Source organism: Lewinellaceae bacterium (genome assembly GCA_020636105.1).
Classification (GTDB): domain Bacteria; phylum Bacteroidota; class Bacteroidia; order Chitinophagales; family Saprospiraceae; genus BCD1.
Window position 1 is genome coordinate 4,245,963 of record JACJYL010000001.1, and the last position, 17,895, is coordinate 4,263,857.

The 17,895-nt window shown below is 43.5% G+C and carries 22 protein-coding genes; 21 read left to right on the forward strand and 1 reads right to left on the reverse strand.

Translation table 11 applies throughout. The features are described 5' to 3' along the window. A complete protein-coding gene (locus tag H6571_15895) occupies window positions 1–387 on the reverse strand; it encodes a RidA family protein (protein MCB9325224.1) in 387 nt (128 codons plus the stop codon). 149 nt (window positions 388–536) lie between these two features. Between H6571_15895 and rsgA the strand changes: the two genes are divergently transcribed. From rsgA to H6571_16000, 21 genes are all read left to right on the forward strand, one after another. After that, window positions 537–1,601, forward strand: a complete 1,065-nt coding sequence (rsgA, locus tag H6571_15900; protein ID MCB9325225.1) for a ribosome small subunit-dependent GTPase A — start codon at window positions 537–539, stop codon at window positions 1,599–1,601. A 167-nt stretch (window positions 1,602–1,768) separates the two neighbouring features. Beyond that, the gene (locus tag H6571_15905) at window positions 1,769–2,677 is read left to right on the forward strand and encodes a hypothetical protein (protein ID MCB9325226.1); all 909 of its coding nucleotides are present in this window, start codon (window positions 1,769–1,771) and stop codon (window positions 2,675–2,677) included. A 56-nt stretch (window positions 2,678–2,733) separates the two neighbouring features. Next, window positions 2,734–3,183 carry a VOC family protein gene (locus tag H6571_15910; GenBank protein ID MCB9325227.1) on the forward strand — a complete coding sequence of 150 codons (450 nt, stop codon included), beginning with the start codon at window positions 2,734–2,736 and terminating at the stop codon, window positions 3,181–3,183. Between the two features lie 6 nt (window positions 3,184–3,189). Further along, window positions 3,190–3,549 (forward strand): cupin domain-containing protein, encoded by a 360-nt coding sequence (locus H6571_15915; protein ID MCB9325228.1) that lies wholly within the window; start codon window positions 3,190–3,192, stop codon window positions 3,547–3,549. 2 nt (window positions 3,550–3,551) lie between these two features. Further along, window positions 3,552–4,250, forward strand: coding sequence for a hypothetical protein (locus tag H6571_15920; GenBank protein MCB9325229.1), 699 nt, complete (start codon window positions 3,552–3,554; stop codon window positions 4,248–4,250). A gap of 18 nt (window positions 4,251–4,268) precedes the next feature. Beyond that, window positions 4,269–4,967, forward strand: coding sequence for a hypothetical protein (locus tag H6571_15925; protein MCB9325230.1), 699 nt, complete (start codon window positions 4,269–4,271; stop codon window positions 4,965–4,967). A 15-nt stretch (window positions 4,968–4,982) separates the two neighbouring features. Continuing rightward, window positions 4,983–5,351, forward strand: a complete 369-nt coding sequence (locus H6571_15930) for a DMT family protein (protein MCB9325231.1) — start codon at window positions 4,983–4,985, stop codon at window positions 5,349–5,351. Continuing rightward, on the forward strand, window positions 5,351–5,839 hold the full coding sequence (locus H6571_15935; GenBank protein MCB9325232.1) for a GNAT family N-acetyltransferase: 489 nt from the start codon (window positions 5,351–5,353) through the stop codon (window positions 5,837–5,839). The genes H6571_15930 and H6571_15935 overlap by 1 nt, the downstream gene beginning before the upstream one ends. A 102-nt stretch (window positions 5,840–5,941) precedes the next feature. Next, a complete protein-coding gene (locus H6571_15940) occupies window positions 5,942–7,582 on the forward strand; it encodes an ABC transporter ATP-binding protein (GenBank protein MCB9325233.1) in 1,641 nt (546 codons plus the stop codon). Between the two features lie 3 nt (window positions 7,583–7,585). Next, window positions 7,586–8,962 (forward strand): HlyD family efflux transporter periplasmic adaptor subunit, encoded by a 1,377-nt coding sequence (locus H6571_15945; protein ID MCB9325234.1) that lies wholly within the window; start codon window positions 7,586–7,588, stop codon window positions 8,960–8,962. 2 nt (window positions 8,963–8,964) lie between these two features. Continuing rightward, window positions 8,965–9,351 (forward strand): acyl-CoA thioesterase, encoded by a 387-nt coding sequence (locus H6571_15950; protein ID MCB9325235.1) that lies wholly within the window; start codon window positions 8,965–8,967, stop codon window positions 9,349–9,351. A gap of 27 nt (window positions 9,352–9,378) precedes the next feature. Next, window positions 9,379–10,776: a TolC family protein gene (locus H6571_15955; GenBank protein ID MCB9325236.1), complete on the forward strand. Its 1,398-nt coding sequence runs from the start codon at window positions 9,379–9,381 to the stop codon at window positions 10,774–10,776. 16 nt (window positions 10,777–10,792) lie between these two features. Next, window positions 10,793–11,170 carry a DUF1801 domain-containing protein gene (locus H6571_15960; GenBank protein ID MCB9325237.1) on the forward strand — a complete coding sequence of 126 codons (378 nt, stop codon included), beginning with the start codon at window positions 10,793–10,795 and terminating at the stop codon, window positions 11,168–11,170. 36 nt (window positions 11,171–11,206) lie between these two features. Then, on the forward strand, window positions 11,207–11,755 hold the full coding sequence (locus H6571_15965) for a PH domain-containing protein (protein ID MCB9325238.1): 549 nt from the start codon (window positions 11,207–11,209) through the stop codon (window positions 11,753–11,755). 102 nt (window positions 11,756–11,857) lie between these two features. Next, the gene (locus tag H6571_15970; protein MCB9325239.1) at window positions 11,858–12,286 is read left to right on the forward strand and encodes an Rrf2 family transcriptional regulator; all 429 of its coding nucleotides are present in this window, start codon (window positions 11,858–11,860) and stop codon (window positions 12,284–12,286) included. Window positions 12,287–12,347: 61 nt separating this feature from the next. After that, window positions 12,348–12,932, forward strand: coding sequence for a hypothetical protein (locus H6571_15975; GenBank protein MCB9325240.1), 585 nt, complete (start codon window positions 12,348–12,350; stop codon window positions 12,930–12,932). A 377-nt stretch (window positions 12,933–13,309) separates the two neighbouring features. Next, window positions 13,310–14,272, forward strand: a complete 963-nt coding sequence (locus H6571_15980; GenBank protein MCB9325241.1) for a c-type cytochrome — start codon at window positions 13,310–13,312, stop codon at window positions 14,270–14,272. Between the two features lie 105 nt (window positions 14,273–14,377). Beyond that, on the forward strand, window positions 14,378–14,746 hold the full coding sequence (locus tag H6571_15985) for a glyoxalase/bleomycin resistance/extradiol dioxygenase family protein (GenBank protein ID MCB9325242.1): 369 nt from the start codon (window positions 14,378–14,380) through the stop codon (window positions 14,744–14,746). A gap of 322 nt (window positions 14,747–15,068) precedes the next feature. Next, complete coding sequence (locus H6571_15990) at window positions 15,069–15,737, forward strand: GNAT family N-acetyltransferase (protein MCB9325243.1); 669 nt, start codon at window positions 15,069–15,071, stop codon at window positions 15,735–15,737. Further along, on the forward strand, window positions 15,727–16,920 hold the full coding sequence (gene argG / locus H6571_15995; GenBank protein ID MCB9325244.1) for an argininosuccinate synthase: 1,194 nt from the start codon (window positions 15,727–15,729) through the stop codon (window positions 16,918–16,920). The genes H6571_15990 and argG overlap by 11 nt, the downstream gene beginning before the upstream one ends. Further along, window positions 16,917–17,894 (forward strand): N-acetyl-gamma-glutamyl-phosphate reductase, encoded by a 978-nt coding sequence (locus tag H6571_16000; GenBank protein MCB9325245.1) that lies wholly within the window; start codon window positions 16,917–16,919, stop codon window positions 17,892–17,894. Before argG ends, H6571_16000 begins: the two co-directional genes overlap by 4 nt. Window position 17,895 lies beyond the last annotated feature (1 nt).

Sequence of the window (17,895 nt, forward strand, 5' to 3'; positions counted from 1 at the left end):
CTATTTTTCCACTACTGCCGTCACTTCGATTTCCACCAGCATCTCCGGATCGATCAGAGCTGAAACTTCCACCATGGTGGAAGCCGGTTTTACTTTTTGAAAAAAGATATGGTGGGCTTTTGCGATGTCTTCCCAGTCTTTGATATTGGTCACGTAAATGCGGGTGCGCACGACATCCTCTACGCAGCTGCCGAGGTTCATCAGCACTTCTTCAATGGTATTGAGGATGTACCTCGCCTGTCCGAAGGCGCTGCCTTTGGCAACCACCTCTCCGTTGGAAACCGCAGTGGTGCCGGATACTTCGATCACATTGCCGATTCTTACTGCCCGGGAGTAACCGACGATATCCTCCCATTTTGCGCCTGTGGTGTAATTTGTTCTTTCCATGAGGTAAAGATAGGCAAGAGCACCGATTTTTGCCTCGCTTTTGCACTTGCTTTTAAGGTATAAATGAGGTAATTTACCAAAAATTTTTAATCATCACTGGCTTTGCCAATGATCAAAGTCAGCGGAATCACCCTCTAAATCTTTCAATCATGGGATTGCATGAACTTGGATACAACGAGAGGATGGAGACTTTCCGGAAAGAGAATAAGCTTGAGGATTTTGAGATCGGAAGGATATCCCAGGAACACAAAGAACGGTATATCGTGAGCACTGCCGAAGGAGAACTGGATGCCGAAATTACCGGGAATATGCGTTTTGCTGCTCAAAGCCGTGAGGATTTTCCGGCGGTTGGCGATTGGGTGGCGCTGAGCGTCTTTGATGACCTCGCGATTATCCACAAGATATTTCCCCGGTATTCCACCATAAAAAGGCAGGCGGTTGGTCATTTTGGGGAAGTGCAGATCATTGCCACCAACATTGATTTTGCCTTTCTCATCCAGACGGCCGACAGGGATTTTAACATCAACCGGCTGGAAAGGTACCTGACATTGTGTTATGAATCCAAAGTCCGGCCTATCATCGTGCTCAATAAAACAGACCTGGTGGATGAGGCCGAAAAGCATGATCTTTTGGAACGGATCACGGCCAGGATCAGGGGCGTGCCCGTTGTGGCGATCAGTAATGAGACAAAATCCGGCTATGAAACGCTCATGGAATTCATTGAGCCGGGCAAGACCTATTGCCTGTTGGGGTCATCCGGTGTGGGGAAATCCACCCTGATGAATAATCTTTCCGGCAAAACGCTCATGAAAACGGATGAGATTAGCCAGAGTTCTTCCAAGGGGAGGCACGTTACGAGCCACCGTGAATTGGTATTGCTTGAAAATGGCGGGATCCTGATCGATAACCCGGGGATGCGTGAAGTGGGCATTGCTGATGCCGGCAGTGGTCTGGAAGAGACTTTTGACGATATTGTAGCCCTGGCCCAAAATTGCAAATTCAAGGATTGTACTCATACCAGTGAAATCGGTTGTGCCGTGATTGAAGCGGTTGAGGCAGGGGAGATAGAGGAGGATGCCTATGAAAATTTTCTCAAGCTGGAACGCGAGAAGGCCCGTTTTGAATCCTCTGTTGCCGAGCGGCGCAAAAGAGACAAGGCTTTTGGTAAAATGGTAAAAAACATGAAGAAGGATCATAAGAAAATGAACCGTTAAAAAAACAAATCGACATTTTTGATCTTGTAAGTCATTGAAAATTAATAATTTATCATTTTGAATCAGCCTTCCTGCGGAGCTTGCAGGTTTATCATTTTAAACCTGCCTCTCTAGGTCTGAAGGCAGGTTTTACATTTCCCTAATGGTGTTGACTAAAAATATAAATTATGGAAACCCAGCTTGTCATTAATGATGTTCGCAGGAAATTGAGTCTCGGCCATACAAAGGACGCGATTTCCATATTGGAAAATTTTCTGGAAGGAAGCCCCAAACACGATCATATCATTCTTCAATCGGCCAGGTTAAATACCCTCGAAAAGCAATTCCAGGAAGGAGGGATTACCCGGGAAGTAGCCAATGTGGAAGGCAATAACATCAATAAGGCTTTGATAAATGTGGCTCGTGAAATAGAGGAAGAAATGTCCGGAAATGTTGTGGATGATCCGTTGGTTTATTATGTAAAGGTTTACTTTTTTGCCTGTGATTTTGAGGTTGCTGAATTGAAGAAGGCGATCATCCGTCAGAATACCCGTCAGCATATTTTCGAATTTGAAATCATCAACTGGCCTTTATGGTCGGGTAGCCCGGACCTGGAAAAGGATATCCGTGTACAGCATTTTGATTCCAAACTGGCTTTTGTGAACAGCGTCATTGAAAAAGTCAGGCAATTTCCTCAAAAACAAAAGGAAGAGAACACCATTGACCTGGTCATTACTTCTTTTTACCTGCCGGGCAACTTCTACAGCTGGAACAACAGGGACCGGAACGGCATCGTCATCAGCCACGGCAAGATCGAACAAATTTTTAACGCCGACCCTGAATCCATTCAGTCGATGATCATCAGGGTCATACAGCGAATGCTGATCTACGCCCTCCATATTCCCGGGCTGGAAGCTCATGAAGCTACCCGGGGTTGCGTGTTTGATTTTACGGTTGATATCAGGGATCTGAAAAATTCGATCGAGATCAATTATCTTTGTCGGCACTGTGAAAAGATCATTTCGGCCGATGAAAAAGGACGGAGTGTGCTGAAACAGTTAAATGAATGGATCGACAACCTGATTTTGGAAAAATAAAGGAAAGTCCTTTAGGTAAAGGATTTGTTTAACCTATTCATCCACTGAACCTGCCTATGATCCAATTTGCCCACACCAACCTTATTACTGACGACTGGCAAAAACTGGCCGATTTTTACATCAACGTCTTCGGCTGTAAACCTTTATTCCCGGAAAGGGATCTGAAAGGGAAATGGCTGGATCGTGCTACCGGCATCCGTGATGCACATCTCAAAGGGATTCACCTGGCCCTTCCTGGTTACGAAAATGATCTTCCGACGCTTGAAATTTTTCAATACATCTCCAACATAGAAAGCCCCGAATCGGTACCGAATACGAAGGGATTTGGACACATTGCTTTTAAGGTTGAAAACGTTTCGGAATGGCTGGATCGTTTGCTGGCCCACGGAGGGTCGATGGTGGGCGAGGTGGTGGAAACAGAGATCGACGGTGCCGGGACCCTTGTCTTCGTTTATGCCCGTGACATCGACGGAAATATCATTGAATTACAAAGCTGGAAAAAATAAAAATGAATGGAAAAAGTAAATGTGCCCGAAAAGTTATCCCTTTTTTCTGACCACTGGAACCCGCGCATCGTGGGTGAACTAAACGGGCAATATGTCAAGCTGGCCAAGCTTAAAGGCGAATTCGTCTGGCACAAACACGAGGAGGAAGATGAATTATTTTATGTGGTGAGTGGGAAACTCAAACTCGAATTCAGAGACAAAGTCGTACATTTGGCCCCCAATGAGTTTTATATTGTCCCAAGAGGCATAGAACACCGGCCGGTGGCCGAAGAAGAGGTGTCGGTGATGCTTTTCGAGCCTGTGGGGACTTTAAATACAGGGGATACGATAAATGCATTTACAAAAGAAACATTGAACAAAATTTAGGGATGATTAATAAAAGACTTAAAAATGTGGCATGGCTGTTGCTACTGCCCTGTTTTGTTTTGGCCCAGGAAGGGTCAAACCTGCAATTGATTTTAGAAAAGGCAACGTTTAGAAAGGGGCAAAGAAATTTTCAGATAGAAGTATATTTGGAGAATAAAGGGCTGGACACTTTATTTGTCATTCAACCTCAATCCGGGCATTTCGAAGGAAATTTTTTGAATCACGGAGACCTGGGTTTTGTCGGAGAGGTCAAAAAACCCTATCAACTGGCCTTAAAACAGGAAGGAGTTTGCGCGAATGAGGAAGTCACCTATTCTTCGAATGAACCGACCAAATTATTTCATTTGTACAACTTCCATGTGGTTACACTATATCCCGGACAACGATCCAAAAAATTTGTAGCGAGTTTTGCCGCCGAACAAACGTTTTGTCCTGAAGCCCAATACACCGTTCAAATAGCTTACGATCCCCAATTCACCACCATTACAAAAGAACAGAAACAACAGATTGAGCTCCGGAAAAATGCCTTTGATGAAATCATGGGAGAGGCCGCAGATTTCATGGAAAAAGAAGGCATAGAAACGGAACAGCGCCAACCTCCGAGATCCCTGATGCATACCATTTGGGATAATGACAATATCATTCAATCCCTTTCCCGAACCAAAGCCAGCTCAGCAGCTGTTGCCGTGGTTAAAGCTTAATCTATAAACACTAATAACATGCTAAAGAATGATCACTTTAAAATCATAATACTGGCCTGCCTGATCCCGTTTTTTGCTACGGGCCAGGAGCAATATCGCTTGATTCTTGAAAAAGGAACCTATGAAACCGGGTCGTCAAAATTGGGATTGGATATTATTATAGAAAATAACAGCCAGGATACTTTGGTCATGGTGAAACCCGGGTATAACCATTTTTTGGAACACTATGCCTTTCAGGGCATCCGTTACATAGGCGAAAAACAAAAACCTTATAACTTACAGCTCAATATCGAAACCCCATGTGAGGAGGAGGTTGAAATGATGGCCCCCGTTCAGGATTATCCAAAATCCGTTCATCTCAGGCATTATGACATCGTTTCCATTCCGCCCGGAGAACGATCTAAAAAATATAGTGTATTCATCAACCTGGCAGGGTTGGAGTTTTGTGAAGAAGGCTTATACAGTGCGCGGCTTATCTACAATCCTCAATACGAAACCATTACCGCAAAGCAGCGTAAATTCCTTGAGAATAAAAAGAAGGCATTTGATGATTTGATCCGGGAATCCAGGACTTACATTGAAAAAGAAAAACTTTCTCCGGATACGTTGAGCACTTCGGGCACCCCATTGCATTTGGTGCTGGACAGCTATTACAATATTCAGTCCCTGACGGAAACGAGCCTGATTTCGGAAAAAATTGAATTGACACAAAAATAGACGCCATCTAAATTGATGAAGCACCTTTTAACGATCGGGCTTTTGATCCTTTCAAACTCATTCATGACCTTTGCATGGTACGGCCACCTGAAATTTGCCGAGTGGAAATGGTTCAACAAGTTGGGATTGTTTTCCATAATCCTCATCAGCTGGGGCATTGCCTTTTTCGAGTATTGTTTCCAGGTGCCTGCCAACAAATTCGGTTTTAAAGCCAATGGCGGTCCTTTTTCCCTGGTGGAACTAAAAGTGATTCAGGAGGTGATTACCCTCATCGTATTCATGGTGTTTACTCTTTTGGTTTTTAAAAATGAGACCTTCAGAGTCAACCATTTGATCGGGTTCATTTTTTTAGTGCTGGCCGTTTACTTCATATTCAAAAAATAATGAAATACCTCACGACTAAAACACTTTCAGCCCTTCAAAAAAAGGAAATCATTGCCCTTTGGAATGCTGAATTTGTCACCACCATCCGTATGGGAGGAGTGGAGGATCTTGAAAAGTATTTGGCAGGAGTGACGAATCATTGCCATCTTTTTATGCTCGATGAAGCGGGCGTGATCAAAGGATGGTTTTTTACGTTTGACCGGGAAGGCCAGCGATGGTTCGTCATGATCGTATCCTCCGGATTTCAGGGTAAAGGATATGGCAGTGCACTGGTTGCGAAAGGCAAGGAAGGGCATTCGGAACTCAATGGCTGGGTCGTCGATTCATTGGACTACAAGATTCAAAACGGGATCACCTACCGGCCTCCGCTCGATTTTTATCGAAAAAACGGGTTTGAGATTCTGCCGGATATCGTGCAGGAAACGCCGAGGTTGAGAACGATAAAAATCAGGTGGACAGAAAAACCGGAAAAGATTGATTTATCCTAACTTTATGAAGTCAGTAAAAACGAAGAAATATTCGACAAGGGCAACCAAATTCCCTTGTCATTGTTAATAAAACATAAGAGAAAAATCAATTTAGACAGTTTTATGAATCAAACGCCGGTACGCAGATTTTGGAGTTTATTGCGGTTGTATAAAAACCAGTTGCGCCAAATTTATGCATTTGCCATCTTCAACGGGATCGTCAATTTGTCTCTCCCCCTCGGAATACAGGCCATCATCAACTTTTTGCAAACCGGGGAGGTGACCTCCTCCTGGGTGTTATTGGTCATTTTTGTGCTTTTAGGCATTGCCGTTACGGGCATCATCCAGGTCTATCAGTTGCGTATCGTCGAAAATATACAACAGGATATTTTTGCCCGTTCTTCCGTTGAGTTCGCTTACCGTATTCCCAAAATAAAATTCTTGAAGCTGGATGAAATACACGCTCCGGAACTGGCCAACCGTTTTTTTGATACCCTGACCATTCAAAAAGGGTTGCCAAAGATATTGATCGATTTTTCATTGGCTTCTTTCCAGATCGTTTTCGGATTAATTCTACTGGCTATTTACAGCCCTTATTTTATCATTCTTGGATTGGCTCTCTTTTTTATTCTCTGGGTCATTTTCAGGATAACGGGTGTCAAGGGCCTGGCGACCAGTCTCAAAGAAAGTAAATACAAATATCAACTGGCCCACTGGCTTGAAGAAGTGGCCAGGATCAATAAAAGTTTTAAGATAAATGCTTTCAACGGGTTGCATTTAATTAAAATGGATGACATCACCTACAAATATTTAGAAGCCCGGGAAAATCATTTTAAAGTACTGCTCAACCAATTCCGTTATTTTATTGGATTCAAAGTATTTGTTGCAGCCGGATTATTGATTTTGGGTGGTTTGCTGGTCTTCCAGGAACAGATGAATATCGGCCAATTTGTAGCCGCTGAGATCATGATCATCCTCATTATCAATTCGGTTGAAAAGGTCATTCGCGTGATTGATACCATTTACGATGTTTTGACAGCGCTGGAGAAAATAGGTTACGTTACAGACCTTGAATTGGATCAGGAAAACGGGCAATTGAATATGGAGACGAAAGGCCCCGTTGAGGTGGAAGCCCGGAATATTAGTTTTACTTATCCCGATGAGAAGCGATCGTTGTTTGATGAACTGTCCTTCAAAGTTCCGGCCGGCGCCAGGGTGGTTATTGCCGGGGAAACGGGAACAGGAAAATCTACGCTCCTGCATTTACTCGCCGGGGTTCATCCTTTGGATGGAGGAGAAATACTGATCAATGGCATCCCCATGGATAATTATTCCAGAAAACAATTGTACGACAGAACAGGAATGGCTTTTTCCTCCAACCAGCTTTTTGAAGGTACTATTCGTGAAAACATTTTAATGGGAAGGGAGGTGCCGGAACGAAAAATTTTGGAAGTGATCCGATTACTGAGATTGGAAGAATTTATTGTCAGACAACCCGGAGGACTGGACTGTGCCATTGATTCAGGAGGCAGGAGGTTGCCGAGAAGTTTTATTCAGAAATTATTGGTGGCCCGAACGATTATCGGCGACCCAATACTGTTGTTGATGGAAGACCCGCTACAGTTTGTCAGCGATGAAGAGAAAAATAAAATCATTGATTATATCATGGATCCGGAGAGAAATTGGACGGTTATTGTGGTGGCGGATTACGCCTATTGGAAGACAAAGAGTAACCAGGTGCTTGAACTTAAAAATAAGATTTAAAAAATGCTGAATATCTCGGAAAATAGCATCGCGGAATTCGTTGATCTGAAGCGGTTCAAGGCTTTTCGGTTGTTGCGAAAAAAAAGTTTCAAAAAATTTCCGCTTTACCTTGGCATAGTTCTTTTGGCCGGGTTGGTCATCAGTTTGTTTTTGCCCTGGACTCAAAATATTGAAGCCAAAGGTTATGTAACGACCCGATCGCCGGAGCAAAGACCTCAAGCCATCCAATCCGTTATTTCCGGCAAACTGGAAAAATGGTACGTTCGGGAAGGTGATTTTGTGGAAGCCGGGGATACTATCGTTTATATTTCGGAGGTCAAAAGTGAGTATTTTGACCCCAACCTTATTGAACGCACTACGGAACAGGCTCAGGCTAAATCACAGAGTATTGATGTTTATGACAATAAAGTTACAGCGCTCGAAAATCAGTATGAGGCGCTGGAAGATGGTCTCCGGTTGAAACTGTTGCAGACCCGGAACAAAATCGAACAAACGCGGAATAAAATAAGAATCGACAGCATTGATCTGTACGCTTACCGTGCAAATTATGAAATTGCCCTGAATCAGCTCAGTCGTACGCAGGAACTTTATGATAAAGGCCTGAAATCACTTTCCGAACTTCAGGAAAAACAGTTGAAAGTACAAGAGGTCCAGGCCAAGGTCACCGTCCAGGAAAATAAATTGCTCAATCAGAAAAATGAGTATGCCAATTTAAAAATCGAGTTGCCGGCCATCGAAAGCGAATATGCAGATAAACTGTCCAAATCACAATCTGACCGGCAAACGGCATTTTCCGGCAGGCTGGAAGCCGTAGCCGCTGCCTCCAAGCTTCAAAATCAATTGAGTAATTACAGCCTGCGCCAAAATTTCTACTACATCACGGCCCCTCAATCGGGATACATCACCAAGACCCTCAAAAAGGGCGTTGGGGAGATCATCAAAGAAGGAACCGATATTGCCACCATCATGCCCGCTGTTTATGATCTTGCAGTAGAAATTTATGTGAAACCGCAAGACCTTCCTTTGTTGCAGACAGGTAATGAGGTTCGCCTGCGTTTTGATGGCTGGCCCGCTATAGTAATCAGTGGCTGGCCGGAATCTTCCACAGGTATTTTTGACGGAGAAATTGCAGCTATCGACCAGTTTATCAGCGAAAATGGACACTACAGGATGTTAATAAGCCCCGCTGGAACACGAAAATCCTGGCCGGAACAATTGAGATTCGGAGCAGGAGCCAATACCTTTATCCTGCTGAACGACGTGCCTTTATGGTACGAAGTGTGGAGGCAGTTAAACGGGTTTCCACCGGATTTTTACCGGAAAGGAAAAGAAGAAAATCAGGATGTTAAACGAAAGGCTCCTATAAAATCTGTAAAATAGCTATGAAATTTTATTCCAGGAAATTAATCAAACCCGGTGACCTTAATGCTCGTAATACTTTATTTGGCGGGGCACTGCTTAAGTGGATAGACGAAGAAGCAGGGATTTATTCAATGACAAAGCTTGATTCCAAAAGCGTGGTGACGAAATATATTTCAGAAATAAATTTTGTAAACTCTGCCCGACAGGGTGATGTAATTGAGATTGGCCTGGGATTTAAATCTATTGGGCGGACTTCGATTTCTTTTTCTTGTACCGTCAGAAATTTATTTTCCAAACAAATCATCATAATCATTGACAATTTAGTATTTGTTAACGTGGACGAGCATGGCAGCCCAAAGCCTCATGGCAAAACTTTGGATAATTTGTCGCTCGATCTAAAAGCGTAAATCACCGGGATGAAAAAAATATTGTGTTTGAAATCAGTGTGTCTGATCTGTTTTCTCCTCGTTTTCCATAATGGTTTTGCCCAGGCAGATTCCTCTTTATTGTCTTTTAACGTGTTTGCGGAATATGTACTGAACAATCATCCTCTGGCCCGGCAGGCGGCATTGAAAGATGATTTTGCTGCCGCGGAATGGATGGCTGCCAGGGGACATTTCGATCCTGTGCTCTCTTCAGGCTGGAACGATAAATTTTTTGACGATAAACACTATTACCGACTCTTTTCCAACCAGTTAAATATTCCCCTTCGGTATGGAATTGAAATTGAAGGCACTTATGAAAATACAGAAGGCGTCTATTTGAATCCCGAGCATAAAACCGACGAGAACGGCCTTTGGAGCCTTGGCGTGAAAGCTAATTTACTCCAGGGCTTATTGATCGATGAGCGTAGAGCCGGTTTACAAAAAGCGGAATTTTTTCAAAAGATTGCAGAAAATCAAAAAGCATCCCTTTTGAATGACCTGCTTTTCCAGGCTTCACAAGCCTACTTGTTGTGGCAAAAAGATTATTTTACCCGGGAAGTGATCAGGGAAGGGATTGATCTGGCGGTTGTTTATTTTGAGGCCACCAGAACCTCTTATCTAAACGGGGAAAAAACAGCCATCGACACCCTTGAAGCCCGGATGATTCTTCAGGACAGGGAGGCACAGCTACAGGCGAACGAGGTTTTATTGGTAAAATCCAAACAGCAATTAGAACAGTATCTTTGGATGGATGGCTTGCCGGGGGAATTGCCACTGCTCACTTCGCCGGAGTCCCAGGAGGAGAATGTTTTTGTCCCTGAGGATAGCCAAACTATGGCTGATCTGGTCAATGTTCATCCTCTATTGCTCGAGAAACAAAATAAGAAAGCATATTATGAGGTCGAACAACGCCTCAAAAAAGATAAACTCAAACCCAAACTCAAAGTCAAATACAATCCATTGTTGGGCACTTCCGGTCAGGGGATTACACCTGTTTTTTCCGCGGCCAATTTTAAATGGGGAATTGACTTTTCAATGCCCTTGTTTTTCAGAAGCGAAAGGGCCGGACTTCAGCAAAGCCGGTTGAAAATACAGGAGGTAGAATATGACATCCTGGATAAGCGTAATGTGCTGGAGAATAAAATAAAAGCGAGTTTGAACCAGCAGCAAATCCTTTTGCAGCAGTTGCAATTGCAGCAAAAAAACATTGATGGTTATTTGACGTTGCTAGAGGCTGAGTATGAAAAAAACCTTTTCGGGGAGAGTTCTGTATTTTTGATCAACAAACGCCAGGAGAAATACCTGGAAAGCAGGATCAAATTAATAGAACTGAACATGAAATATAAAATGGAACAATTGAATTATCTTTACTTAAGCAACCGACTGCTTTATGTTATCTTAAATTAAGTATTTTTTAAAAGATATGGATGCCAGTAAAATTATTCACATTAATATAGATGAGTACATCCTATCCTTCCCTGAAACTGTTCAGCAAATGTTACAGGAACTCAGGGAGACCATCCGCAGCGCAGCTCCCGAGGCAATGGAATGCATTAGCTACAACATGCCGGCTTTCAAATACCATGGTATGCTGGTGTATTTCGCAGGATATAAAAACCATATCGGCTTTTATCCCACCGCATCGGGCATCAGGGCTTTTAAAGACAAGTTATCCGACTATCCGTTCAGCAAAGGAACGGTGCGGTTTCCCTTAAACGAGTCGCTGCCATTGGATCTCATTCGTGAGATGGTTGATTTTCGGGTGAGAGAAAACCTGACAAAAAAAAGTAAGAAAAAATAAATTAAATCTCTTGCACTTTTCCAAAATACAATTAACATGGTCACAAATCTTCAAAATGAATTGCGGCAGCATCTGAACCAGGGCGAATCCCTGCTTTGGACCGGCACACCGAAAAAGGGCATACTCTTCAATTCCGGCGATCTTTTCCTCATCCCTTTCAGTATCTTTTGGTGCGGCTTCGCTATATTCTGGATGTATGGAGCTTCAGAAGGAGGGGGGATTTTTGCACTGTTTGGGATCCCTTTTGTAGTGATCGGGCTCTATTTGTTGTTTGGACGATTTTTTCTTGAGGCCGCTCAACGGGCCAATACGGTGTACGGGATCACCAACACCAGGATCATTATCAAATCGGGTATTTATAGCAAAACCGTTAAATCTCTCCAAATCAAAACGCTGGCGGATATTCAAGTTACGGAAAAAACAGACGGCAGCGGAACCATCACTATCGGGGCAGGAAATCCTTACAATGCTAAGTCTGTTAGTTTGAATAGATTGCCGGGAGTACCCCTAACTCCTGTGTTGGAGCTGATTCCTAATGCCAGGAAGGTATTCAACCAGATCGTCGAACTACAGCAGGAGCAATAGGGGGCAGCATTTTTATTGTTTGTCGAAAAAAAAAACTCCTAAAATTTGGAAGTTCTAAAAATTACTCTTTAATTTGCATACGTTATATTTAAAATATCAAGTATGAGTTATTCGCTATCCTTTTCCAAAGCCATTTTAGTGGTTATTTTTATTTCTGATAAAATTCGTCAGGAACAGTTTGAATTTCTTTCCACAGCGGCTATTTCAAAAATACTCAATATCCCCAAGCCTACCCTGGTCAAAATATTACAGGGGCTCAGCTCCGCCGGGATCATAGAAACCAAGGAAGGCAAACAGGGAGGAATAAGGCTGGCAAAGGATCCTTCTAAAATTACCGTTTTAGATATCATGAATGCGGTTGAAAAAGGCAAAACCTTATTTCAGACATCCTTCAATATCCTCGCAGAGGGGAAAAGACCCGATAAAGCTCAGGCATTTTTGACCACTATATTTAGAAAGGCGGAAGATGATATGAAACAAGCACTTGCTCAGCAAACCATTGATGACATTTTGAAAGAGATGGGAAAATAAATTTTTTTAAACTTAACTATATATTCAAAATACAATGTATAACTATTTAAAATTTTTAACAATGACTTCAAAATTAAAAACATCCATCATGGCCTTTTGGGTCATTACCGCGATGACTTCATTTCAGTCAGCGGCGCAGCAAACCAAATTTTCACTGGAGATTGACCCGGTCACCTTTGTGGCGAAAGGGTATTCCCTCCATTTACGGGTGCAGCCCAAATCTTCTGACCACCTTTTGTTAGGGCTTGGAATTTATGCAATGGATATGCCTGCGGCCCTTGTTAACTTCAATAAAAACAACAGGGATAAAGGCTGGAACGTCAGGTTGGACAAAGGCCTCGGCCTTTTTGGTGAATATCACTTCGCTGAAGTCAACAGAAAATGGTTTGTCGGCGCACAGGCAGGCCTCCAGGAATATAAAATCGATCTGGAAATCCTTGAGGGGAGTGAACAGTTTTCCAACTTACTTTTTATGGGGTACGCCGGGTATGTATTCAGGCCCTTTAAATTTAATCTTTATTTCAAACCCTGGGCAGGAATTGGCTATACGACAAAAATTTCGGATTCAAATCAATTGGGTAGTGAAGTGTACGACGTTGCGCCGATAACTATGTTTGCAACCTTGCACATAGGGTATACTTTTTAGCAAACCGGCTTAAGAAACGACAAAAATTTGCCTGGTTGTTACTTTTTCTGGAAACAGGCTTTAATAAGAATTAAAATCGGGCAAATTTTTTGAAATAAAAAATAATATGTACTTTCAATCTCAGAAAACAAAATACTACTTTAAACAGGTACTTGCATTTTCCTCTCTAATGCGTAATTACCTTACATTCAACTTTCTGACTTCATTACACAGGCAACTTACCGTTCTACCTGAACAAACCTTATAACACAAAAATATTTTTTGCTTTTTCATGCTCCTGGTGTTAACGGAAAGGAGGCATATTCAATGATGATTGGAAATGCCATTCCATTGCCATTGATTTTGTAACACTTAATTACCACATAAATCTTTAACTTATGAAAAAAGCATTAAAAATCGTGGGCATTTTGCTCGGTGTCATTGTCCTCGTTGCACTGGGAGGTTTTGTTTATATCAATTCAAGTGGCATCCCTTCTTATGAGCCGGGTAAAATTGACATCAAGGTTCAGTCCACTCCTGAAAGCATTGCCAGGGGACAAAAATTGGTTTCCCTGCTTTGCGCCAATTGTCACATGAGTTCAACAACCGGAAAACTTACCGGGAAACAGATGACGGATGCCCCTCCGGAATTCGGAACCATTTATTCCGCAAATATTACACAGGATCCCAAGCATGGCATTGGAACTTATACCGACGGAGAACTCCTTTACCTGCTCCGGACGGGCATCAAACGCGACGGGAAATACGCACCTCCATGGATGGCCAAACTGCCCAATATGGCGGATGAGGACCTTCATGCGATCATTTCTTTCCTGCATTCTGATGATCCCATTGTGGCGGCCGATCCTACGATTGCTCCGCTGAGCCAACCTTCTTTCCTGACCAAACTTTTGTGCCGGATAGCATTCAAACCGTTGCCTTATCCGACAAAAACCATTCCGCTTCCGGATACCACAGAAACCCTGGCTTTGGGAAGATACCTCGTTCACAACCTCGATTGTTATACCTGCCATTCCGCTGATTTCAAAACCATGAATATGCTGAATCCTGAATTGAGCGAAGGGTATATGGGCGGCGGAAACACCATGCTGAACCTGGAGGGAAAAGCCATAAAAACTCAAAACATTACCCCGGATGAAGAAACAGGTATCGGCAAATGGTCAGAAGAGCAGTTTGTGAAAGCCGTAAAATATGGCTTGAAGGATGGAGAGGAAGCTCTGCGTTATCCCATGGTGCCTTTTACAAACCTGACGGATCTGGAAGCGCGGGCGATTTACCAATATCTCAAAACCGTTCCCCCACTCAAAAACAAAGTGGGACGTACCGTGTTTGAAGAGTAAAGGCCAAAACCTATAAACAAAATTGAAACAGGGAAGAGATGCTTGTTGAGATAACTTCCAAACAATCATCTCTTCCATTTTTACGATCACCCGATAAGTATAATTATGAAAGAAAAAACAGAATGGCTGAGCACCGTACCGGTCCTCCCTTCATCCGATATTGAAAGAGACCTCCAGTGGTATGCAAAGCATACCGGTTTCGAATTTGTTTTTGGAGACCATATGTTTGCGGGGCTTCAAAGAGAGCAACTTTCTATTTTCCTTCAATGGCATGCCGATACAGCGGAAGATCCTTTGTTGGGTGGTTCCGTGACCCGCATTTTTGTGAAAAATATAGAGCCTGTTTTTGAGGAATTTGTAAAAAGAGGTACGGTAGGCCGGGAAAAACTGAGGATGAATACTCCGTGGGGTACCCATGAATTTGGTTTCTACGACCCCAACAACAATGCTGTTTTTATTGTCGAGGATATATAAACCTGTTTTTGGGGCAAGAAGGACGCCTAAAAAGGAAAATTTCCATTAGAAATTGTAAAAAAAGTTAAAATCGCACTTGCCATTGGTGTAAATACCCTATACATTTGCGCCCTCTAATGGAAAAACAAAATACATATCATATTAAGCTCAAACAATCACCAGGCTGCTTTAGCCTCGATTTGAGTGACGCTTTAAGACACTGTACCTTAAGGTATAGACGCCTTAGGGCGTAATATTTGTATGCGGAGCTATGCGCTCTGTAGTCTCGATCCTTTTTCATTTAATTATTCTTCATTTTTCGTAAAAAGTAAATTTCCTTTTTATGCAATATTTAGTCAAAATGGCTGATGAAAGCCACTATGAATACGCTGTTCCCATTTGCGACATGATGGAGGCTGCGGCGAAAATCCGCGGCACCGGTATTGCCAAAAGAGATCCTGAATACATTCGTAAAAAAATGTCGGAGGGTAAGGCTGTTATTGCTCTGGACGGAGAAATAGTGGTCGGTTTTTGTTACATCGAAAATTGGGAAGGCCATAAATACGTCGCCAACTCCGGCCTTATTGTACATCCCGATTACCGCAATACGGGACTGGCCAAGGCGATTAAAAAAGCCACTTTCAATTTGTCCAAGCTTAAATTCCCCAATGCCAAACTCTTCGGGATCACCACCAGTATGGCCGTGATGAAGATCAATTCCGAACTGGGTTACAAACCGGTGACTTTTTCCGAACTCACCCAGGACGAAACCTTCTGGAAAGGTTGCCAGAGTTGTGCCAATTACGATATTCTCCAGCGTACCAACAAATCCATGTGCCTTTGTACGGGAATGGTATGCGATCTGAGCAAGGTTCCTGAAATGCAAACCGAACAAAGCAAGAAAAAAGCCTGGGAAAACTTTAAAGGCTTCATCAAGGAACGCCGCGAGCGCGTACAGCAAAAACTTCCCCAATTTTCGATCAGCAGCAAAAGGTTTAAAGATGCAAAATAAAAAATTAGTACTGGCATTCAGCGGCGGACTGGATACTTCTTTTTGTGTAAAATACTTAACCCTCGAAAAAGGGTTTGAAGTCCATTCAGCCATTGTAAATACAGGGGGCTTCTCTACGGATGAATTGAAGGCAATAGAGTCAAAAGCCCACAACCTGGGAGTCACCAGCCACGTGACTCTCGAACAAACAAAGGCTTATTACGAAAATATCGTCAGGTACCTGATTTATGGCAATGTCCTGAAAAATAATACCTATCCGCTGTCGGTAAGTGCCGAGCGAATCTACCAGGCGATCGCCCTGGCGGAATACGCCAAATCCATCGGCGCGGAATACATTGCTCATGGAAGTACCGGAGCAGGGAACGACCAGGTTCGTTTTGACCTCATTTTCCAGGTGATCGCTCCTGAAATGGAGATCATCACTCCCATCAGGGATTTGCAATTGTCGCGGAAAGAGGAGATTGACTACTTAGCACAACACGGGGTGGAGGTCGACTGGAAAAAGGCACAATACTCTATCAACAAAGGACTCTGGGGTACCAGTGTCGGCGGGTCAGAAACCCTGACTTCACACAAGGCCCTCCCCGAGTCCGCCTTTCCCAGCCCATTGGAAACTAGCGAATCTCAGACCGTCACCATCGGGTTTGAAAAAGGTGAATTGTGCAGCCTGAACGGAGATCGCATGGATCCTGTTGAGGTTATCAACAGACTGGAAGCCATCGCTTCAAAATACGCCATTGGGCGCGATGTGCATGTGGGGGACACCATCATTGGCATCAAAGGCCGCGTAGGTTTCGAAGCTGCTGCAGCGACCATCATCATCAAGGCGCATCATACCCTTGAAAAGCATACCTTATCGAAATGGCAGCAACACTGGAAGGAACAGTTGGGCAGCTGGTATGGTATGTTTATTCACGAAGCCCAATACCTGGAGCCTGTCATGCGCAATATTGAAACCTTCCTGGAAGATACCCAGGAAAATGTATCAGGTAAGGTTTTTGTAACACTGCACCCCTATCGTTTTGTGGTTCAGGGAATTGAATCAGCGCACGATCTGATGAACTCCTCTTTTGGAGAATACGGTGAAATCAACAAAAACTGGTCGGGCGAGGATGTGAAAGGATTTACGAAGATCCTGGCCAACCCGATGCAGATCTTTCAACATGTAAACCAGAAAAAATGATCGAAGCAGGCATTGTAGGAGGCAGCGGATATGTGGCCGGAGAACTCATCCGGTGCCTGGTCCGTCACCCGGAAGTCCATATCGATTTTGTGTACAGCCATTCCAGCCCCGGAAAGCAAGCTGCTACCATCCATGAAGACTTGTTTCCGTATCCTGAACTCGTCTTTACCGATCAGGTCAATCCCAACGTGGATGTGGTCTTTTTATGCCTGGGCCATGGGCATTCGTCAAAATTTCTGTCGGAAAATACCTTTTCGACAAAAACCAGGATCATCGACCTTAGTAACGATTTCAGGTTGCAGGCCGACGCCCGGTTTGAGGGGAAGGGATTTGTATACGGCCTCGTGGAGTTGAACAGAGAAAAGATCAAACAAGCCAGGTATATCGCCAACCCCGGGTGTTTTGCGACGGCTATCCAATTGGCATTATTACCATTGGCTTTTCACGGGTTATTGAATTACGAGGTGCATATTAATGCAATTACCGGTTCTACCGGAGCGGGGCAAAAGCCAACGGATACCACTCATTTCAGCTGGAGGAACAACAATCTGTCCATTTACAAGGCTTTTAACCACCAGCATCTTGGGGAGATTCGCGAGAGCCTGTTATGCCTGCAGGAAAATTTCAGCCATGATCTGAACTTTCTGCCTTATCGTGGTGATTTTACCCGCGGTATTTTTGCATCGGTTTATACCCAAAGTGATCTTTCCGGAGAAGCATTGAACGATCTGTATAAGGATTTTTACCGTAATGCCCTTTTTACAAAAGTGAGTGATACGGGCATCAATTTGAAACAAGTGGTCAACACAAATTACTGCCTGCTTCAGGTGGAAAAGATTGACGGGAAGGTGCTGATCACCTCTGTGATCGACAATTTACTGAAAGGCGCGGCCGGCCAGGCCATTCAAAACATGAATTTACAGTTCGGGATCGATGAGGGCACCGGACTGGATTTTAAACCCAACTATTTTTAGC